Consider the following 17808-nt stretch of genomic DNA (forward strand, 5'->3'; position numbering starts at 1 on the left):
GCGCCGGACCCGCGCGCCGCACCGAAGCGCGGCGCGCAAGAGGACGGGCGGGCCGCGTCCCGGTCAGGCCAGCCCCCGACGCGCCCGCAGCCGCCTTTCGATCCCCTGAAAGCCGTGGTGGATCAGCACCGCCAGCAGGCCCACGACCAGCCCGCCCTGAAGAACGAAGGCGGTGTTGGACGACAGCAGCCCGGCGATGATGACCTCGCCCAGGGTGCGCGCGGCCACGGTCGAGCCGATGGTCGCCGTCCCCAGCGAGATCACCGCCGTCAGCCGCATTCCCGCCAGCAGCAGCGGCAGGGCCAGCGGCAGGTCGATCTGCCACAGCCGCTGCCGGGGCGTCAGGCCCATGCCGCGGGCGGCCTCGGTCACCTGCGGGGGCTGGCCGGTCAGGCCGGCCAGGGCGTTCTCGAACACCGGCAGCAGCCCGTAGAGGAACAGCGCGACCAGCGTCGGGCCGGTGCCGAAGCCCATCACCGGCACCGCAAGCGCCAGCACCGCGACCGGCGGGAAGGTCTGGCCCACCGCGGTGACCGTGCGCGCCAGGGGCAGGAACTCGCGCCCGGCGCCGCGCGTGACCAGGATCGCCAGCACCAGCCCCACCACGGTCGAGGCCGCGACCGCCACCGCCACGATCCCCAGATGCGACAGGGTCAGCGACAGCAGGCTGGTCTGGCTGTAGATCGCCGGGGCGCCGTTGCGGGTGAAGGGCTGGAACAGCGGCGCGAAGGCCGCGGGGGCGGCCAGGAAGGCCAGCAGGAACAGCCCCGCCAGCCCCAGAAGGATCCGTCCGGTCATCGCGCCCGGGCCCGGGCGCGCAGCGCGTCCAGGGTGACGACCCCGCCGCCCTGGACGGGCAGGGCGTCGCGTCCGCTCCACAGGCATTCGGCCAAGGCGTCGCGCAGCGAGGCCTCGGGCGGGATGGCCGCGCCGGGGGCGTCGCCCGGGGCGGCGATGTCGCCGACGCGGCTCAGCGACAGCAGCCGCAGCGCCCGGTCCGTCGTGCCGATCAGGTCGCGCACGAAGGGCGTCGCCGGGTCGGTGAGGATGCGCGCCGGGCTGTCGTATTGCAGCAGCCGGCCCCGGTCCATGACGGCGATGCGGTCGCCCAGATCCACCGCCTCGGTCATGTCGTGGGTGACCAGGATCAGCGTCGTGCCCAGCTGCCGCTGGATCTGGCGCAGGTCGTCCTGCGCCTTGGCCCGGATCAGCGGATCCAGCGCCCCGAAGGGCTCGTCCATCAGCAGCAGGTCGGGCCGCGCCGCCAGGGCGCGGGCCACGCCCACGCGCTGCGCCTGCCCGCCCGACAGCTGGTGGGGCATCCGGTCACGGAAGGCGGCGGGGTCCAGCTGAAACAGCGCCAGCAGTTCGTCCACCCGCGCGTCGATCTGCCGGCGGGGCCAGCGCAGCAGGCGCGGCACGGTGGCGATGTTCTGCGCCACGGTCCGGTGCGGGAACAGCCCGTGGCCCTGGATCGCATAGCCGATCCGCCGGCGCAGCAGGGGCGCGGGCAGGGTCGCGGTATCCACGCCGTCGATCAGCACCTGCCCGGCCGAGGGCCGGACCAGCCGGTTGATCATCCGCAGCAACGTCGTCTTGCCCGACCCCGAGGTTCCGACCAGCACCGCAAGCTGGCCGCTCTCGACCGTCAGGCTGACATCGTCCACCACGGCAACGCCGTCATAGAGGCGGGACAGGTTGCGGATCTCGATCATGGGGCGGTGGCCCCCCTGCGGCTGGCCTGGATCAGCAGGTCCAGGGCGATGCCCGCGACCAGGGCCAGGGCGATGGTCGGCAGCGCGCCCAGCAGCACCAGATCCATCGCCGTCTGGTTCAGCCCCTGAAAGACGAAGGTGCCGAAGCCGCCGCCGCCGATCAGGCCGGCGATCACCGCCAGGCCGATGTTCTGGACCAGCGCGATCCGCACCGCCGCCAGCAGCACCGGCAGCGCCAGCGGCACCAGCACCTGCGCCAGCACCTGCGGCCGGGTCATGCCCAGGCCCACCGCCGCGTCGCGGATGGCGGCGGGAACCCCGGACAGCCCCGCCAGGGTGTTCGACACCACCGGCAGCAGTGAATACAGAAACAGCGCCACGAGCGCCGGAAAGACGCCGATCCCCGACACGCCCAGCCTGGCCGCGCCGGGCAGGCTGGCGGCGACCCAGCCCAGGACCGGGATCATGACCCCGAACAGCGCCAGCGAGGGGATGGTCTGCAGGATGTTCAGCACCCCCAGCACCGGCCCCCGCCAGCGCGGCGCCTGGAAGATCGCGATGCCGGCCGGGATGCCCAGCAGCAATGCCGCGCCCAGCGACCCGAAGGCCAGCATCAGATGCGCCCCGGCCTCGCGCGCGAAAAGGTCGCGGCGGCTGGCGTATTCGCGCATCACCGACACCCCGTCCAGAAGCCCCGATCCCAGGATCGCGGCACCAAGTCCCAGCGCCGAGGCCAGCAGCAGCCAGCGCAGCGCCAGCGACGGGCGCAGACGGCCCACCGCATCGGCCAGCATCAGCCCGAAGGCCAGCGCCAGCAGCCAGAATCCCGCGGCGGGGGACACCCGCGCCAGGCTGTTGCCCTCGGGCGTCAGCTGCGACGCGGCATGGCCCAGCGACAGTATTGCCGCCAGCAGCCCCAGCGCCGCGGCCCCCAGCCGCACCGGGGCGGGCCAAGCGGCCAGGCAGGCCGCCAGCAGCACCGATCCCAGGGCCAGCGTCAGGGGCAGGCCGTAGGGCAGGGCGGTCAGCCAAACCCCTTCGCCCGGGACGATCCGGTTCGGCTTGAACTGCACCAGCGGCAGCGCCAGCCCGGCCGCGCCGATCAGCGCGAACAGGACCGGCGGGGGCGACAGCCGCACCGCCGGATCAGTCCAGAAAGCCCGCCTGCGTCAGATGGTCCCGCGCCACGGCCGAGGCCGGCTCGCCGCCGATCTGGATGCGGCCGTTCAGCGTCTGCAGGGTCTCCAGCGTCAGCGAGGCGAAGATCGGCTCCAGCACCTCGGCGATCCGGGGATGGGCTTCCAGCACCTCGGCCCGGACGATGGGGGCGGGCTGATAGACCGGCTGCACGGCCTTGTCGTCCTCCATCACCACCAGCCCGGCCTCGGCGATGGCGCCGTCGGTGCCATAGACCATCGCCGCGTTCACCCCCGAGGTCTGCTGGGCGGCCGCCGCGATGGTGGCGGCGGTGTCGCCGCCCGCAAGCTGGACAAGCTGATCGGGCGTCAGGGTGAAGCCGTAGGTTTCCTGGAAGGCCGGCAACGCCGCCGGCGAGGTCACGAATTCGGACGAGGCGGCCAGCTTGATCGGCCCGCCGCCCGCGATCCATTCGCCCATCTGCGTCATCGTGGTCAGGCCGTTTTCCTGCGCCACGTCCTGGCGCAGCGCGATGGCCCAGGTGTTGTTGGCGGGCGCGGGGGTCAGCCAGACGATGTCGTTCTGTTCGCGGTCCAGTTCCGCCACCCGGGCATAGCCCTGGGCCGCGTCCTTCCAGACCGGGCTGTCGGCCTCGTTGAAGAAGAAGGCGCCATTGGCGGTGTATTCGGGATAGATGTCGATCTGGCCCGCGGTGATCGCGTCGCGCATGATCGGCGTCCCGCCCAGTTGCAGACGATCCTGCACCGGCAGGCCGGCGTCCTGCAGCGCCAGCAGGATCATGTTGCCCAGAAGCCCGCCTTCGGTATCGATCTTCGAGGACACGACGATGTCCTGTGCGGCAAGGGGCGTCGCCGCCATCAGCAGGGCGGCGGCAAGCGGGGCAAGGCGGGACATGGCAAAACTCCTGACGGGACGGGACAAGACGCTGTGGCCGGGTCAGGGTTCCCTCAAAATCCTGCCGGGTCAACCGCCAAAACTGCGCCCGGCCGCGCTTGACCCGAACCCCCCGCGCGAGGCGGCGGTGGCGCGCGACATCGGCGCCTGGCCCGCCGTGGCGGCGGGACGGGCGAACTGGCTGGGGTTCAGCGCCGCCCGGCCGGTGTTGCTGGAGAAGGTGCTGGTCCGCGCCGCGTTGGTATAGCCGCCTTGGGCGGTGCGGTACATCGGCTGGGACCGCGCCATCCCGCGGCCGCCCAGCATCGAGCCGATCAGGTATCCCGCCAGCAGCGGCATGAAGATGCTGCCCGAGCCGCCGTTGGCCACCTGCTGGTCTTCCGACCCGCAGTTGCCGACGCCGTGCTGTTCCTCGCAGACCTGCAGGCTGTCATAGCGGGGCGCCGATTCGACATGCAGCTGTTCGGCCTCGGCAAAGGACTGGCGGCAGTCGTCGGGCGTGAACAGGCCGCCCTGATCGGCCGCGGCCAGGCAGGCGTTCAGGTCGGGGAAGGCCTGCGCCTCGACCTGCTCCTCGCGGCAGCCGGCGATGGCGAAGCTGGCGGCGCCAAGGATGGTCAGGGCGACGGTTCTGGAACGTTTCCTCATGGCCTTGCCTCCTCAGTCGGCGATGAAATGCGGCTTGAAGCGCGACAGATCCTGGGTGATGCGCGTCCGGTCCTCGCGCAGGCCCATGCCCACGCAGCGGTCGCCCACGATCCAGGCGCCGACGACAGGCCGGAAGCCGTCGAAGTCGGGCAGCGGCGCATAGGCCTGGACGATGCGGGGGTGATGGTCATAGTCCCTATTTGGTGAGACCTCGGTGACATTGCCAGCCTCGACGATGCTGACGCCGGCGCCCTCGCGCGAAAAGATCGGCTTGACCACATGGCCGCGCCTGAACCCTTCGGCCACCTTGTCGAAGGCCGCGGCGACCGCCGGCACCGGACGGCCACCCGCCACAAGCGCATCGGCCACGTCATCGGCGAAGAAGGCGGGCAGCAGGTTCGGATGACCCTCGAACATCTGCCACAGGACCGCCAGGATGCCCTTGTTCGATACAAGCGCCTTCCAGGCCGGCTCCAGGAACAGGCAGCCCGAGCCCTTGATGTGGCGGGCGTAGTCGTCGCGCAGCAGATCCTCCCAGGGGTACAGCTTGAATAGCGTGCCGATGACCCGGTCCTGGTCGTCGACGAACTGGCCCTGCCTGCTGACGCCCAGCTTGTCCAGATCGCTGTAATGCGCGCCCATGCCCGCCTCGCGCGCCGCCCAGGCCATCGCCTCGACGGTGGCGTAATCCTCGGGGTTGTTGGCGACCGCGGTGAAGTGGATGTCGGTGCCGGGGTCGAACAGCGCGCGGAAGCGCTCCACAAGCGCCTCGTGGATGCCGTTGAACTGGTCAGCCCCGCGCGGCAGCACCCCCGCCGCAAGCTGGTCTTCCAGCCATTGCCACTGGAAGGCCGCGCTTTCGTAAAGCGAGGTGGGCGTGTCGGCGTTGTATTCCAGCAGCTTCGCCGGCCCCTTGCCGTCATAGGCCAGGTCCAGCCGGCCATAGATCTCGGGCTCGTTGCGGTGCCAGCTGTAGGCCACCAGGTCGCGGTGCTGCGGCGGGATGCCCAGCCGCTCCATCATCTGTTGGCTGGTGACGATCTCGGCCACGGCGTCGCGGCACATGGCGTGCAGGTCGGTCGAGGGATCCTCGATATCGTCCTCGATCTGGCGCAACGTGAACCGGTAGGCTGACGTTTCGTCCCAATAGGGCTCGCCATGCATGTCGGCGAAGGTGAATCCCACCTCGCGCGCGGTGTCGCGCCAGTGGGGCCGTTCGGGAAGCGTGATCTTTTGCATGGGACAGGCTTAGCCTGTCGCCGCGGGCCGGGCCAGCCAAATCCCCGTCATTGCCCATCCACCGCCGGCGTCGCGGCAGGGCCGCCCTGCAGATCGGCGATCAGGGCCTCCATCTCGGCGATCTCGCGCCGCTGCGTCTCGATGATCCCGTCGGCCAACGCGCGGACGCGGGGGTCCTGGATGTCGGCGCGGGTGCTGGTCAGGATGGCGATGGAATGATGCGGGATCATCGCCTTCATCCAGGACACCTGGTCCACCGTGGCCTGGCTGCGCACCATGAACAGGCCCAGCGCGAAGGCCAGGGCCGAAACCCCAAGCGCAGCCAGGTTCCGCTTCCGGTCGGGAAACATCGACCACATCGCCACCAGCATCACGATCGCCATGCCGCCGCCCATGTACAGCGCCATCCAGGCGCGGGTCTGGCTGAACCGGACATGGCTGATGTCCCAGGTGTTCAGATACATCATCGCGAACATGACGGCGGTAGAGACGGCAATGGTGCCGAAAAAGCGGGAATAGCTCATGGGACGCTCCTGCGGGATCTGCGGACCCAACAAGCCGGGCGGCGAAAGGTTTCAGGCGCCGTCCGCCCCGCCCAGGGGCCCGGGCCGGCGTTCTTCGGACAGCATCACGTTCGCCTCGACCTGGCCCACGCCGGGCAGCGTCATGATGCGGCGGCGCAGGATGCGTTCGAAATCGCTGATGTCGCGGGCGGTGACGCGCAGGCGATAGTCGAACTGGCCCAGGACGTGCTGGACCAGCTGCACCTCGGCGATGGCGGTGACGGCGCGTTCGAAATCCTCCAGCCCGGTGCGGCCCTTGGCGGCCAGCCTGATGCCCAGAAAGACCGTCACCCCGAAGCCAAGGGCGGCCTGGTCCAGCACCACGCGCTGTCCCGCGATCACGCCCTGATCGGTCAGCCGCCGGATGCGCCGCCAGGCCGCCGGCTGGCCGATGCCGACCGCCCGGCCCACCTCGGCGGCGCTGCGGGTGGCGTCGGCTGCCAGGACGCGCAGGATTGCCAGGTCGGTCGCATCGACGTCGGTCACAGCGCCAGATCCTCGCTGTCCTTGATGGTGGCGACCAGCATCAGCGCGTCCAGTTCGGCGATATGGGGCAGGGTCAGGATGCGGTCGCGATAGACCTGCTGCCAATGGGCCATGTCCCGGGCGATGACCGAGGCCCGCCAGTCCACGCTGCCCAGGAAGGACTGGATCTCGATCACCTCGGGAACCTGGCGCAGGGCGTGCAGGAATTCGTCGAAGGCGCGGGGGTTGGTCTTGTCCAGCGTGAAGCGCAGGCTGACCTCGACTGCCCAGCCCATCGCCCGCCAGTCGATGCGCGCCTGCACGCCCTTCAGCACGCCCGCCTCGCGCATCCGCTCCAGCCTCCGCCACAGCGCGCCGGGCGCCACGCCCGCGCGTTCGGCCAGGACGGCGTTGGCGGCCCCGGGATCGGCCAGAAGCTGGCGCAGGATGCGGCGATCGGTGCTGTCGGGCATGAAATCCATGCCAAATGCATTATCACGGCATGATCTTTTCGCAAACCACCGCAAGAAGCGCCTTTGCTGCACGCGCATTATCGCTGGCGCGGCGCTAGAACGGCGCTGGCAGAAGGAAAGGACGAACAGATGCGCGTCTACTACGACCGCGATTGCGACGTGAACCTCATCAAGGACAGGAAGGTAGCGATCCTGGGCTATGGCAGCCAGGGCCACGCCCACGCGCTGAACCTGCGCGATTCGGGAGCCCGGAACCTGGTCGTCGCCCTGCGCGAGGGCAGCCCCTCGGCCCGGAAGGCCGAAGCCGAGGGCCTGAAGGTCATGGGCATCGCCGAGGCCGCCGCCTGGGCCGACCTGATCATGTTCACCATGCCGGACGAACTGCAGGCCGAAACCTACCGGAAATACGTCCACGACAACCTGCGCGAGGGCGCGGCGATCGCCTTCGCCCACGGCCTGAACGTGCATTTCGGCCTGATCGAGCCGAAGCCCGGCGTTGATGTCATCATGATGGCGCCCAAGGGTCCAGGCCACACGGTGCGCGGGGAATACACCAAGGGCGGCGGCGTGCCCTGCCTGGTGGCCGTCCACAACGACGCGACCGGCAAGGCGCTTGACGTGGCGCTGTCCTATTGCTCGGCCATCGGCGGCGGGCGGTCGGGCATCATCGAGACCAACTTCCGCGAGGAATGCGAGACCGACCTGTTCGGCGAACAGGCGGTGCTGTGCGGCGGCCTGGTCGAACTGATCCGGATGGGGTTCGAGACGCTGGTCGAGGCGGGATACGAACCCGAGATGGCCTATTTCGAATGCCTGCACGAGGTGAAGCTGATCGTCGATCTGATCTATGAGGGCGGCATCGCCAACATGAACTACTCGATCAGCAATACGGCCGAATATGGCGAATATGTCAGCGGCCCGCGGATCCTGCCCTATGACGAGACCAAGGCCCGCATGAAGGCGGTTCTTCGCGACATCCAGACCGGCAAGTTCGTGCGCGACTTCATGCAGGAAAACGCCGTCGGCCAGCCGTCCTTCAAGGCGACGCGCCGGATCAACGACGAACACCAGATCGAACAGGTGGGCGCCCGCCTGCGCGAGATGATGCCCTGGATTTCCAAGGGCAAGATGGTCGATCGCACGCGGAACTGAGGCGTTTCGCCAAAGCCGGGGGTTTTCAACCCCCGGACCCCCGAGGATATTGGGGCACAGAAGATGACCATGCCGTCTCTTCTGTGGAAAAATATCCTGGGGGAGTCCGAAGGACGGGGGGCAACGCCCCCTTCTTCATGCCGTGCCGATCCTGTCCTGCGTCCGGGTCTGGAAGTCGGATGCGTCGTGGCGTTCCCACAGCTGCTGTGACGGATCCCCGTTGATCTTGTTGACCATGATCCCGCGCTTGACGGCGGGGCGCGCGGCGATCTCGTCCTGCCAGCGGCGGACATTGCCATAGATGCCCGCGTCCAGGAAGGTCGCCGCCTCGCCATAAAGCTTGCCCGCGACCAGTTGCCCGTACCAGGGCCAGATCGCCATGTCCGCGATCGAATAGTCGTCGCCGGCCATGAAGCGGTTCTCGGCCAGGTGCCGGTTCAGCACGTCAAGCTGGCGCTTGGCCTCCATGGTGAAGCGGTCGATGGCGTACTGGATCTTCGTCGGCGCATAGGCGTAGAAATGCCCGAAGCCGCCGCCCAGGAAGGGCCCGGCCCCCATCTGCCAGAACAGCCAGTTGATCGCCTCGGTCCGCGCGGCGGGATCGCCGGGCAGGAAGGCGCCGAACTTCTCGGCCAGATAAAGCAGGATCGAGCCCGATTCGAACACCCGGCGCGGCGGCGTCACCGAATGGTCCATCATCGCGGGGATCTTCGAGTTGGGATTGACGGCCACGAAGCCGCTGCCGAACTGGTCGCCATCGCCGATGCGGATCAGCCAGGCGTCGTATTCGGCGTCATGGCCCGCCTCCAGCAGCTCCTCGAGCATGATCGTGACCTTCTGGCCGTTCGGCGTGGCCAAGGAATAAAGCTGCAGGGGGTGCTTGCCCACCGGCAGGTCCTTGTCGTGGGTGGCGCCGGCGACCGGGCGGTTGATGCTGGCGAACTGGCCTCCGTTCTCGCCGCTCTGCCTCCACACCTTGGGCGGGGTGTAATCCTCTGTCATGACGGCCTCCTGTCTGTGAGGGGTGCAGGATAGGGCGGCAGGGGGGAACATCAACCGTCAAAACACTGGCCAAGGTTCCCGCAATGTTCTAGCCTGGGACCATGTTGCCCCCTCGCGATCCAGACGAGCGCCTGAAGGCCCGCGGCACCGCCAGCCGCCCCGACAGCCGGTTCGAGCCCCATCAGCGGCTGCGCGAATCCGACGGCTGGGACATCCCCGAGGAAAGCCGGTTGCTGCGCACCCAAGTCACGATGGAACGGCCGCGCAGCATCATCACGCGCAACACCTCGCCCGATATCGCGTTCGACCGGTCGATCAATCCCTATCGCGGCTGCGAGCATGGCTGCATCTACTGCTATGCCCGGCCCACCCATGCCTGGCTGGGACTGTCGCCCGGGCTGGATTTCGAGACCCGCATCACCGCCAAGCCCGATTCCGCCGAACTGCTGGCGCGGGAACTGGCGCGGCCCGGCTATCGCCCCGCGCCCATCGCGCTTGGCACCAACACCGACCCCTACCAGCCGATCGAATCCAAGCTGGCGATCATGCCGGGGATCCTGCGGGTGCTGTCGGACTGGAACCACCCGGCGACCCTGGTGACGCGGGGCGGGGTCGTGCTGCGCGACCTGGACCTGTGGGCGGAACTGGCCGCCAAGGGCATGGCGGCGGTGGGCATCAGCATCACCAGCCTGGACGCCGCCCTGGCGCGCGCGATGGAGCCTCGGGCGCCCAGCCCGCAGACCCGGCTGCGGGTCATCCGCGAACTGGCCGGTGCCGGCGTTCCGGTGCGGGTGATGGTGGCGCCGGTCATCCCCGTGCTGACCGAGCCCGAGATCGAGGCGATCCTGGCGGCCGCGCGCGAGGCGGGCGCCACCACCGCCAGCATGATCCCGCTGCGCCTGCCGCTGGAGGTGGCGCCCCTGTTCCGCGACTGGCTGGACCGCAACCGCCCCGGCATGGCCGCCCATGTCATGAACCGCGTCCAGGCGATGCGCGGCGGGCGCGACAACGACGCGCGCTTTGGCCATCGCTTCCGCGGCGCGGGACCCGAGGCCGATCTGGCGCTTCAGCGCTTCCGGCTGGCGCGGCGGCGGCTGGGTTATCGGACCGAAGCGGCGCCGCTGGACTGCAGCCGCTTCGCCCCGCCGCCCCGGGCAGGCGATCAACTGTCGCTGTTCTAGGCGCCTCGATCCTGTTCGTTCTTGGCCCAGAGATAGCCGATGAAGGCTCCCTTCACCAGGCGCAGCACGATCAGCGTCAGGATCGTGGTGATGGCCCCGGTGATGACCAGCAGCATGACCGGGCTGGGCCGGAACAGCACCCAGGTGAAGCCGATCAGCGGGATCAGCAGCAGAAGCATGATCGTCATGGCGAAGAAGGCGGGGCCGTCCGCCGCAGGATAACGCCCCAGCGGGGCGTGGCAGGTTTCGCATTCGGCGGGAACCCGCAGATAGCCCCGCAGCAGCCGGCCTTGGCCGCAATTGGGGCACTGGTTCAGCAGGCCCCGGACAACGGCGGTCCGGGTGTCGCGTTCCTCGGTCATGGTCACGGTCACGGTCCTTCTGCCTGGCCTGCCGGTGCCGCGCGATGACCTTTCGCCCGAAGGCCGAAATGCCGGCGTCTGCGGGGAAATGGGGAACCGGCGGGCAACCTCAAGGCCAAACGACAGTGCCTAGCCCGTGGGTTCCCATGGGGTGCCGACGAACCGGGTCGAATCCTGCGCTTGCGCCGCGCCCGCCGGATCGGCCCGCTGCCGGACGATCCGGCGGCGTCATCCCGAAACCGTCGCCGGCCGCCCGGTCAGCGGGCGGCGGGGCGCCTAGACATCGCCCATCGAGGAGAACCCTCCCAGCCGCGCCGCGATCTCCTCGAGCGAGGGGCGCGGGCCGCAGGGGCGGGTCTCCAGGGCCTCGCGCATGGCGCGCAGATGGGCCGGCGTGGTGCCGCAGCAGCCGCCGATGACGCGCACGCCCAGGTCCCGGGCCAGGCAGGCGTAATCGGCCATGATCGCCGGGGTGCCGTCGTAGTGCAGGCGCCCCGCCTCCAGATGCGGGATGCCGGCGTTGCCCTTGGCGATGATGGGGCGTTCGTTGCCCGAGGCCACGAAGTCGCGCACCGTGCGCAGCAGATCCGCCGCGCCGACGCCGCAATTGGCGCCGTAGGCGACGGGCGGGTTGGGCAGCCGCTCGACCAGGGCCGCAAGCTGGGCCGAGGTGACGCCCATGATCGTGCGGCCCGCGGTGTCGAAGCTCATCATCCCGCACCAGGGCATGTCGGCCAGGCGCGCGGCCTCGGCGGCGGCCAGGAACTCGCGCTCGCAGCCGATGGTTTCGACCCACAGGATGTCCGCGCCCCCTTCCTTCAGCGCCTCGGCCTGTTCATGGAACATCTCGACGGCGGCGGTCCTGGAAAGCGTGCCGATGGGGGCCATGATCTCGCCCGTGGGGCCGATATTGCCCGCCACCACCACCTTGCGCCCCGAGGCGTCGGCGATGTCGCGCGCCAGGGCGGCGCCGGTCCGGTTCAGTTCGCGCACGCGGTGGGCCGTGCCCTGCAGCCGCAGGCGGCTGGCGTTGCCGCCGAAGGTGTTGGTCAGGAACAGGTCCGCGCCGGCATCGACGGCATCCTGATACAGGCGGCGGACCCTGTCGGGCTGGTCGGTGTTCCACAGTTCCGGCGCGACGTCGGATCGCAGGCCCATGTTGAACAGATTGGTTCCGGTCGCACCGTCGGCCATCAGCCAGTCGCGGCTTTCGAGAAGCTGGCTGAGGGGGTCGGGCATCACATGTCCTGCGGCAAAATGCGAAAACTCCGTCCAGGGACGGCTACCGATCATCAAGTCCATGATACGTCTGGTTCCGGTGGGCAGCGATTTTCACCGGAACGGCGAAAGGCCGCGATGGTTTCCCCCGCGGCCCTGACGTTTGCGTGTGCGGCCCGGATCAGGTCCGGTCGTCGTCCTGATCGTCCGACGCGCCGCCGATGTCGTCGAACAGCTCGGCGATCTCGAACTCGGCTTCGGCATCGGCCTCGGCGGCCAGATCCTGGATCGACCTGCCCTGCGCCTGAAGTTCGGCTTCCTCGGGCGACCGGGCGACGTTCAGCACGATGGTCGCCTCGACCTCGGGGTGCAGCACGACGCTGACCTTGTGCAGGCCCAGTTCCTTGATCGGGCTGTTCAGGACGACCTGCTTGCGGTCCAGCGTGAAGCCGGCCTCGGTCGCCGCCTCGGCGGCGTCGCGGGTGGTCACGGAGCCGTAGAGCGCGCCGGCATCCGAGGCCGAGCGGATGACCACGAAGGTCTGGCCGTCCAGCTTGTCGGCGATCTTCTGCGCCTCGGCCTTGGTCTCGGCGTTCTGCGCCTCGAGTTGGACCTTGCGGTTCTCGAAGGACTTGATGTTGGCTTCGGACGCGCGCAGCGCCTTGCCCTGCGGCAAGAGGAAGTTGCGGGCGTAGCCTTCCTTGACCCGGACGACTTCGCCCATCTGGCCCAGTTTCGCCACGCGTTCCAGCAGGATGACTTGCATGTTCAGGTCCCCTTACTTCACGACATAGGGCAGCAGCGCCAGGAAGCGGGCGCGCTTGATGGCGCGGGCCAGCTCACGCTGCTTCTTGGCCGAGACGGCGGTGATGCGCGAGGGCACGATCTTGCCGCGTTCGGAGATGTAGCGCTGCAGCAGGCGCGTGTCCTTGTAGTCGATCGCCGGCGCGTTCTCGCCCGAGAAGGGGCAGACCTTGCGGCGGCGGAAGAACGGTTTGTTCGCCATGATCAGTTCCTTTCAGTCCGCTCGCGGCGGTCGCCGCGGTCGCCACGATCCCCACGGTCACCCCGATCGCGATCGCGATCCCCACGGTCGCGGTCGCCGCGCGGGCGGTCGCCCCGGTCACCCCGATCGCCGCGCTCCTCGCGCTTCTGCATCTGCACCGAGGGGCCTTCCTCGTGCTTGTCCACGCGCACGGTCATGACGCGCATCACGTCGTCATGCAGCCGGGCCAGACGCTCCATTTCCTGCACGGCGGCCGAGGGCGCGTCCGAACGCAGGAAGGCGTAGTGGCCCTTGCGGTTCTTGTTGATCTTGTAGGCGAGGGTGCGCACACCCCAGTATTCGTTCTCGACCACCTTGCCGCCGTTGTCGGCCAGCACGGTCGAGAAATGTTCGATCAGCCCTTCGGCCTGCGTGTTCGACAGGTCCTGGCGAGCGATCAGCACATGCTCGTACAGAGGCATGGCATCCCTTTCAGAATCGGGCGCATTTCATCGACGGGCCGATCCTTCCGCGCCCGTCACGAGAGGCTGCGCCGGTTGCAAGATCTCGGCGGAAGGATGGGGTCTTATAGCGGCGAACGCCGCATATGCAAGGCGATTCGCCGGATCGGCGGGCGGTGCTGGCCGGCGGCGCTTGCGGGTCAGCGCGCGCTGCGCCACCATCGTCGCCGGACAGGGAACGGGAAGACGTCATGGCGCTTGAGGATGCAGGGAACCAGGTCGATCAGGCCTTCACGCGGAAAGATCCGCGCGGCCTGTCCTTCGAGAACGCCTTCGGCGGCGCGACCAGCTTCCTGCGGCGGCGCTATAGCAAGGATCTGTCGGGGGTCGATGTGGCGGTGACCGGAATCGCCTTCGACCAGGCCGTGACGCACCGGCCGGGAACCCGCTTCGGGCCGCGCGCGATCCGCGAGGCCTCGGCGCTGCAGCCCTTCGATGCCCCTTATGGCTGGGGCTACGATCCGCTGTCGCTGCTGTCGGTGGTGGACTACGGGGACATGGCCTTCGACTACGCCAATCCGCGCGAGGTTCCCGCCCGGATCGAGGCGCATCTGGGCGCCATCCTGGACGCCGGCGCCGCGCCGGTCACGCTGGGGGGCGATCATTCGATCACGCTGCCGGTCCTGCGGGCCGTGGCGGCCCGGCGCGGGCCGGTCGCGCTGATCCAGTTCGACGCCCATTCCGACACCTGGGTGGACGACGACCCGGACCGGATCGACCACGGGACATTCCTCTACAAGGCGATCCGGGAAGGCGCCGTGGACCCTGCCGCCAGCGTCAGCATCGGCATCCGCACCGACAACCCCGACACGCTGGGCGTGACGATCCTGGATGCGCCCTCGGTCCATCGCGACGGGGTGGAGGCCACGCTGGCCCGCATCCGGCAGGTGATCGGCAACCGGCCGGTCTATCTGACCTTCGACATCGACGCCCTGGATCCCGGCTGTGCCCCCGGCACAGGGACGCCCGTCTGGGGCGGGCTGGGTTCCTGGCAGGCGGCGGCGCTGCTGCGCGGGCTGGCGGGGGTGGATCTGATAGGCGGCGATGTGGTCGAGGTGTCTCCGCCCTATGACCCGACCGGGGCCACGGCCATCGCGGCGGCCCATGTGGCGGTGGAGCTGATCGCGCTTTACGGCTGGACGCGGCGCTGATGGCGTCCCGCGGTGGCCGGGGGCGCTTCGCCCCCGGACCCCCCGAGGATATTTGCGGTCCAAAGCAGGCTTGCCGGTCTTGCGGCGCAGGGGTAATCCCCCGCCATGTTGCCAGAAGATCGCCTGTCCCAGATCGTCCAGCGGTTCGAGTTTCTCGAGGCGCAGCTGAATGCCGGCGCGGCGCCCGACCAGATCGCCCGCATCAGCCGCGAATATGCCGACCTGAAGCCCGTGGTCGAGCAGATCGGCCGCTGGCGCGATGCCCGCGCCGCGCTGGCCGAGGCCGAGGCGATGCTGGCCGATCCCGAGATGCGGGAACTGGCCCAAGACGAGCTGGCGCGGCTGCGCGAGGAGATGCCGGCCCTCGAGCAGGCCCTGCGCATCGCGCTGCTGCCCAGGGACGCCGCCGATGCCCGCCCCGCCATCATCGAGATCCGCCCCGGCACGGGCGGCGACGAGGCCGCGCTGTTCGCGGGCGATCTGCTGTCGATGTACCGCCGCCATGCCGAGGCGCAGGGCTGGAGCTTCCAGGTGCTGGATCTGACCGAAACCGAACTGGGCGGGGTCAAGGAAGCCGTGGTGCGGATCGAAGGCGAGGGTGTCTTCGCCCGGTTGAAGTACGAATCCGGCGTCCACCGCGTCCAGCGGGTGCCGGAAACGGAATCGGGCGGCCGCATCCATACCAGCGCCGCCACCGTTGCCGTGTTGCCCGAGGCCGAGGAGGTCGATGTGGACATCCCCGCCAGCGACATCCGAATCGACACCATGCGCGCCAGCGGGGCCGGCGGGCAGCACGTGAACACCACCGATTCGGCGGTCCGCATCACGCACCTGCCGACCGGCATCGTCGTCACCAGCAGCGAGAAGTCCCAGCACCAGAACCGCGCCAACGCCATGGCGGTGCTGCGTGCGCGGCTTTACGACATGGAGCGCTCGCGCGCCGATGCCGAACGGGCGGCGGACCGCCGGTCGCAGGTGGGATCGGGCGACCGCAGCGAACGGATCCGCACCTACAACTTTCCCCAGGGGCGGATGACCGATCACCGCATCAACCTGACGCTCTATGCCCTGGACCGGATCATGGCCGGCGACCTGTCCGAGATCATCGACGCGCTGACCGCCCACGACCAGGCGGCCCGCCTGGCGGCCGAGGGATGAGGCTTTCGGACGCCCGCGCGGCTGCCGCCCGCCGCTTGGCGGCCGCCGGGATCGAGGGCGCCGCGCGCGACGCCGACCGCATCCTGGCGGCCCTTCTGGGGGTCGAGCCGGGGCGGTTGCGGATGATCGGGGACCGCGACCTGACGCCGCAGGATCTGGCGCGGCTGGAGCGCGGCCTTGCCGCACGCGCGGCCCGCCAGCCGGTCGCGCAGATCGTGGGCTTCCGGGACTTCTACGCGCATCGCTTCCGCGTCACCCGCGATACGCTGGATCCGCGTCCCGAAACCGAGGTTCTGGTCGAGGAGGCGCTGCGCCTGCCGTGGCAGAGCGTGCTGGACCTGGGGACGGGGACGGGAGCGATCCTGATCTCGGTCCTGGCGGCCCGGCCGGGCGCGCGGGGCCTGGGGACCGACATCTCGGCCGCGGCGCTGGAGGTGGCGCGGGCGAATGCGGCGGATGTCGGGGTGGCGGCGGATTTCGCCCTGGCAGACTGGTTCGAGGGGGTGCCGGGGCGCTTCGACCTGATCCTGTCCAACCCGCCCTACATCCCGGCGGGAGACATGGCGGGTCTGGCGCCCGAGGTCCGCGACTGGGAGCCGAGGGGGGCGCTGACCGACGGGGCGGACGGGCTGACCGCCTATCGCGCCATCGCGGCGGGGGCGGCGGGCCACCTGAACCCGGGCGGGCATGTTCTGGTCGAGATCGGGCCATCCCAGGCCGAAGCCGTGGCCGCGATGTTCGCCCAGGCGGGCGCCGCCACGGCGGTGATCCGCGATCTGGACGGCCGGGACCGTGTCATCAAGGCCCGTTTTTCCGCCTGAGCGGCCGGAAATGCCGCCGGAACGCAAGTTTCTGCTTGTCAGCCTGTCCCGGGCGTGATTAGTCGCCCTTGCGCAGGGGCAGCGATGCCACCGCATGGGTCAGCCTGGAAAAGCCGATTCCCTGATGGACGCTGGGTCGTCCATTCGGGCCAAGGTCCGGGCTGAAGGGCAAGATCGTTCCTTGGCGATTCCCGTGCCGCCCGCAATGCCGTCCAGGTCACTGGATCCCGGATTTACTGGAATCACGACAGACAAACTGATGAGATCATCGAAATCCCGTTCGCGCAACAAGTCGAACCGCCAGCGTTCGCTGGGCAATGTCGTCAACCGCGTCTTCGACAGCTCTGGCCCCGAGGGCAAGGTGCGCGGCACGCCCCAGCAGATCATCGAGAAATACCTGACGCTGGCGCGCGACGCGCAGCTTTCGGGCGATCGGGTGGCCGAGCAGTCCTTCCTGCAACATGCCGAGCATTACACGCGGATGCTGGGCGAGGCGCAGAAGGAAATGGCCGAGCGCCAGCAGTTCCACCAGCCCCGCCCCGACGGCGATGAGAGCCGCGAGTTTCCGCTGAACGGCAACGGCGGCCATCACCACCGTGAGCAGGCCGGGCGCGACCCGGCCCGCGAGGACGGCAGCCGCGACCAGGGCAATGGCCGCGATCAGGGCCGGCGCGAGCAGGGCGGCCGAGACGGCGGCCATCAGGGCCAGCGCGATCAGGGTTTCCGCGATCAGGGCCAGCGCGAACAGGGCCAGCGTGACCAAGGCCAGCGCGAACAGGGCCAGCGCGAACAGCCGCGTCCCGATCCGGTGGCCGATGAGCAGCGGCGCGAGCCCCGGCCCCAGGCTGCCCCGCAAGAGCCGCCCCACCCCGGTTCGGCCGTCGATTCCGAGCCCGCCGGGCTGCCGGACGCGGTGGCCATCGCGGAAGATGAGGTCACTGGCCCGGTCGAGACGCCAGAGGCTACCGCCAAGCCGGCCCGCAGCCGCGCGCCGCGCGCGCCGCGCGGCGAAAAGCCCGCGACGCCGCGAACCCGGACCCGCCGCAAGGCGCCCGAAGACAGCGCCGGGGACAAGCCCGAGCCGACCGGGGAATAAGGCGCC

21 protein-coding genes are annotated in these 17808 nt (G+C 69.6%); 6 read left to right on the forward strand and 15 right to left on the reverse strand.

All coding sequences use genetic code 11. From position 1 onward, the window contains the following. Positions 1-63: 63 nt before the first annotated feature. From ACZ1HC_RS06790 to ACZ1HC_RS06830, 9 genes are all read right to left on the reverse strand, one after another. Positions 64-798, reverse strand: a complete 735-nt coding sequence (locus ACZ1HC_RS06790) for an ABC transporter permease (RefSeq protein WP_472699310.1) — start codon at positions 796-798, stop codon at positions 64-66. Then, a complete protein-coding gene (locus ACZ1HC_RS06795) occupies positions 795-1715 on the reverse strand; it encodes an ABC transporter ATP-binding protein (protein ID WP_472699311.1) in 921 nt (306 codons plus the stop codon). The genes ACZ1HC_RS06790 and ACZ1HC_RS06795 overlap by 4 nt, the downstream gene beginning before the upstream one ends. Then, complete coding sequence (locus tag ACZ1HC_RS06800; RefSeq protein ID WP_472699312.1) at positions 1712-2854, reverse strand: ABC transporter permease; 1143 nt, start codon at positions 2852-2854, stop codon at positions 1712-1714. The genes ACZ1HC_RS06795 and ACZ1HC_RS06800 overlap by 4 nt, the downstream gene beginning before the upstream one ends. Before the next feature lie 7 nt (positions 2855-2861). After that, on the reverse strand, positions 2862-3767 hold the full coding sequence (gene osmF, locus ACZ1HC_RS06805) for a glycine betaine ABC transporter substrate-binding protein OsmF (protein WP_472699313.1): 906 nt from the start codon (positions 3765-3767) through the stop codon (positions 2862-2864). Between the two features lie 69 nt (positions 3768-3836). Next, entirely contained in the window at positions 3837-4415 is a 579-nt protein-coding gene (locus tag ACZ1HC_RS06810) for a DUF1190 domain-containing protein (RefSeq protein ID WP_472699314.1), read from the reverse strand. A 12-nt stretch (positions 4416-4427) separates the two neighbouring features. Beyond that, complete coding sequence (locus ACZ1HC_RS06815; RefSeq protein WP_472699315.1) at positions 4428-5654, reverse strand: glutathionylspermidine synthase family protein; 1227 nt, start codon at positions 5652-5654, stop codon at positions 4428-4430. A gap of 47 nt (positions 5655-5701) precedes the next feature. Then, on the reverse strand, positions 5702-6178 hold the full coding sequence (locus ACZ1HC_RS06820) for a DUF305 domain-containing protein (RefSeq protein WP_472699316.1): 477 nt from the start codon (positions 6176-6178) through the stop codon (positions 5702-5704). 51 nt (positions 6179-6229) lie between these two features. Next, a complete protein-coding gene (locus ACZ1HC_RS06825) occupies positions 6230-6703 on the reverse strand; it encodes an Lrp/AsnC family transcriptional regulator (protein ID WP_472699317.1) in 474 nt (157 codons plus the stop codon). Further along, a complete protein-coding gene (locus ACZ1HC_RS06830) occupies positions 6700-7155 on the reverse strand; it encodes an Lrp/AsnC family transcriptional regulator (protein WP_472699318.1) in 456 nt (151 codons plus the stop codon). The genes ACZ1HC_RS06825 and ACZ1HC_RS06830 overlap by 4 nt, the downstream gene beginning before the upstream one ends. Before the next feature lie 129 nt (positions 7156-7284). Here ACZ1HC_RS06830 and ilvC point away from each other — a divergent pair, with 129 nt between their 5' ends. After that, on the forward strand, positions 7285-8307 hold the full coding sequence (gene ilvC / locus ACZ1HC_RS06835) for a ketol-acid reductoisomerase (protein ID WP_472699319.1): 1023 nt from the start codon (positions 7285-7287) through the stop codon (positions 8305-8307). Positions 8308-8442: 135 nt separating this feature from the next. On the opposite strand, the gene yghU is transcribed toward ilvC, so the two are convergent. Beyond that, entirely contained in the window at positions 8443-9309 is an 867-nt protein-coding gene (yghU, locus tag ACZ1HC_RS06840; RefSeq protein ID WP_472699320.1) for a glutathione-dependent disulfide-bond oxidoreductase, read from the reverse strand. Between the two features lie 101 nt (positions 9310-9410). Here yghU and ACZ1HC_RS06845 point away from each other — a divergent pair, with 101 nt between their 5' ends. Beyond that, positions 9411-10490: a PA0069 family radical SAM protein gene (locus ACZ1HC_RS06845; protein ID WP_472699321.1), complete on the forward strand. Its 1080-nt coding sequence runs from the start codon at positions 9411-9413 to the stop codon at positions 10488-10490. On the opposite strand, the gene ACZ1HC_RS06850 is transcribed toward ACZ1HC_RS06845, so the two are convergent. The 5 genes from ACZ1HC_RS06850 to rpsF form a co-directional block, all read right to left on the reverse strand. Then, positions 10487-10852 (reverse strand): DUF983 domain-containing protein, encoded by a 366-nt coding sequence (locus ACZ1HC_RS06850; RefSeq protein ID WP_472700799.1) that lies wholly within the window; start codon positions 10850-10852, stop codon positions 10487-10489. The two genes, ACZ1HC_RS06845 and ACZ1HC_RS06850, sit on opposite strands and share 4 nt — an antisense overlap. Positions 10853-11128: 276 nt before the next feature. Continuing rightward, positions 11129-12091 carry a betaine--homocysteine S-methyltransferase gene (bmt, locus tag ACZ1HC_RS06855; RefSeq protein WP_472699322.1) on the reverse strand — a complete coding sequence of 321 codons (963 nt, stop codon included), beginning with the start codon at positions 12089-12091 and terminating at the stop codon, positions 11129-11131. Between the two features lie 160 nt (positions 12092-12251). Beyond that, positions 12252-12836: a 50S ribosomal protein L9 gene (gene rplI / locus ACZ1HC_RS06860; protein WP_472699323.1), complete on the reverse strand. Its 585-nt coding sequence runs from the start codon at positions 12834-12836 to the stop codon at positions 12252-12254. A 12-nt stretch (positions 12837-12848) separates the two neighbouring features. Beyond that, positions 12849-13076: a 30S ribosomal protein S18 gene (gene rpsR, locus ACZ1HC_RS06865; protein WP_103173059.1), complete on the reverse strand. Its 228-nt coding sequence runs from the start codon at positions 13074-13076 to the stop codon at positions 12849-12851. Positions 13077-13078: 2 nt separating this feature from the next. After that, positions 13079-13537, reverse strand: a complete 459-nt coding sequence (gene rpsF, locus ACZ1HC_RS06870; RefSeq protein ID WP_472699324.1) for a 30S ribosomal protein S6 — start codon at positions 13535-13537, stop codon at positions 13079-13081. Between the two features lie 230 nt (positions 13538-13767). Between rpsF and speB the strand changes: the two genes are divergently transcribed. From speB to ACZ1HC_RS06890, 4 genes are all read left to right on the forward strand, one after another. Further along, complete coding sequence (speB, locus tag ACZ1HC_RS06875) at positions 13768-14727, forward strand: agmatinase (RefSeq protein ID WP_472699325.1); 960 nt, start codon at positions 13768-13770, stop codon at positions 14725-14727. A gap of 105 nt (positions 14728-14832) precedes the next feature. Then, positions 14833-15885 (forward strand): peptide chain release factor 1, encoded by a 1053-nt coding sequence (gene prfA, locus ACZ1HC_RS06880; protein WP_472699326.1) that lies wholly within the window; start codon positions 14833-14835, stop codon positions 15883-15885. After that, positions 15882-16706: a peptide chain release factor N(5)-glutamine methyltransferase gene (gene prmC / locus ACZ1HC_RS06885; RefSeq protein ID WP_472699327.1), complete on the forward strand. Its 825-nt coding sequence runs from the start codon at positions 15882-15884 to the stop codon at positions 16704-16706. The genes prfA and prmC overlap by 4 nt, the downstream gene beginning before the upstream one ends. A gap of 259 nt (positions 16707-16965) precedes the next feature. Next, on the forward strand, positions 16966-17802 hold the full coding sequence (locus ACZ1HC_RS06890) for a DUF4167 domain-containing protein (protein ID WP_472699328.1): 837 nt from the start codon (positions 16966-16968) through the stop codon (positions 17800-17802). Positions 17803-17808 lie beyond the last annotated feature (6 nt).

The sequence above is a fragment of the Paracoccus sp. BR5-17 genome, from assembly GCF_055693925.1.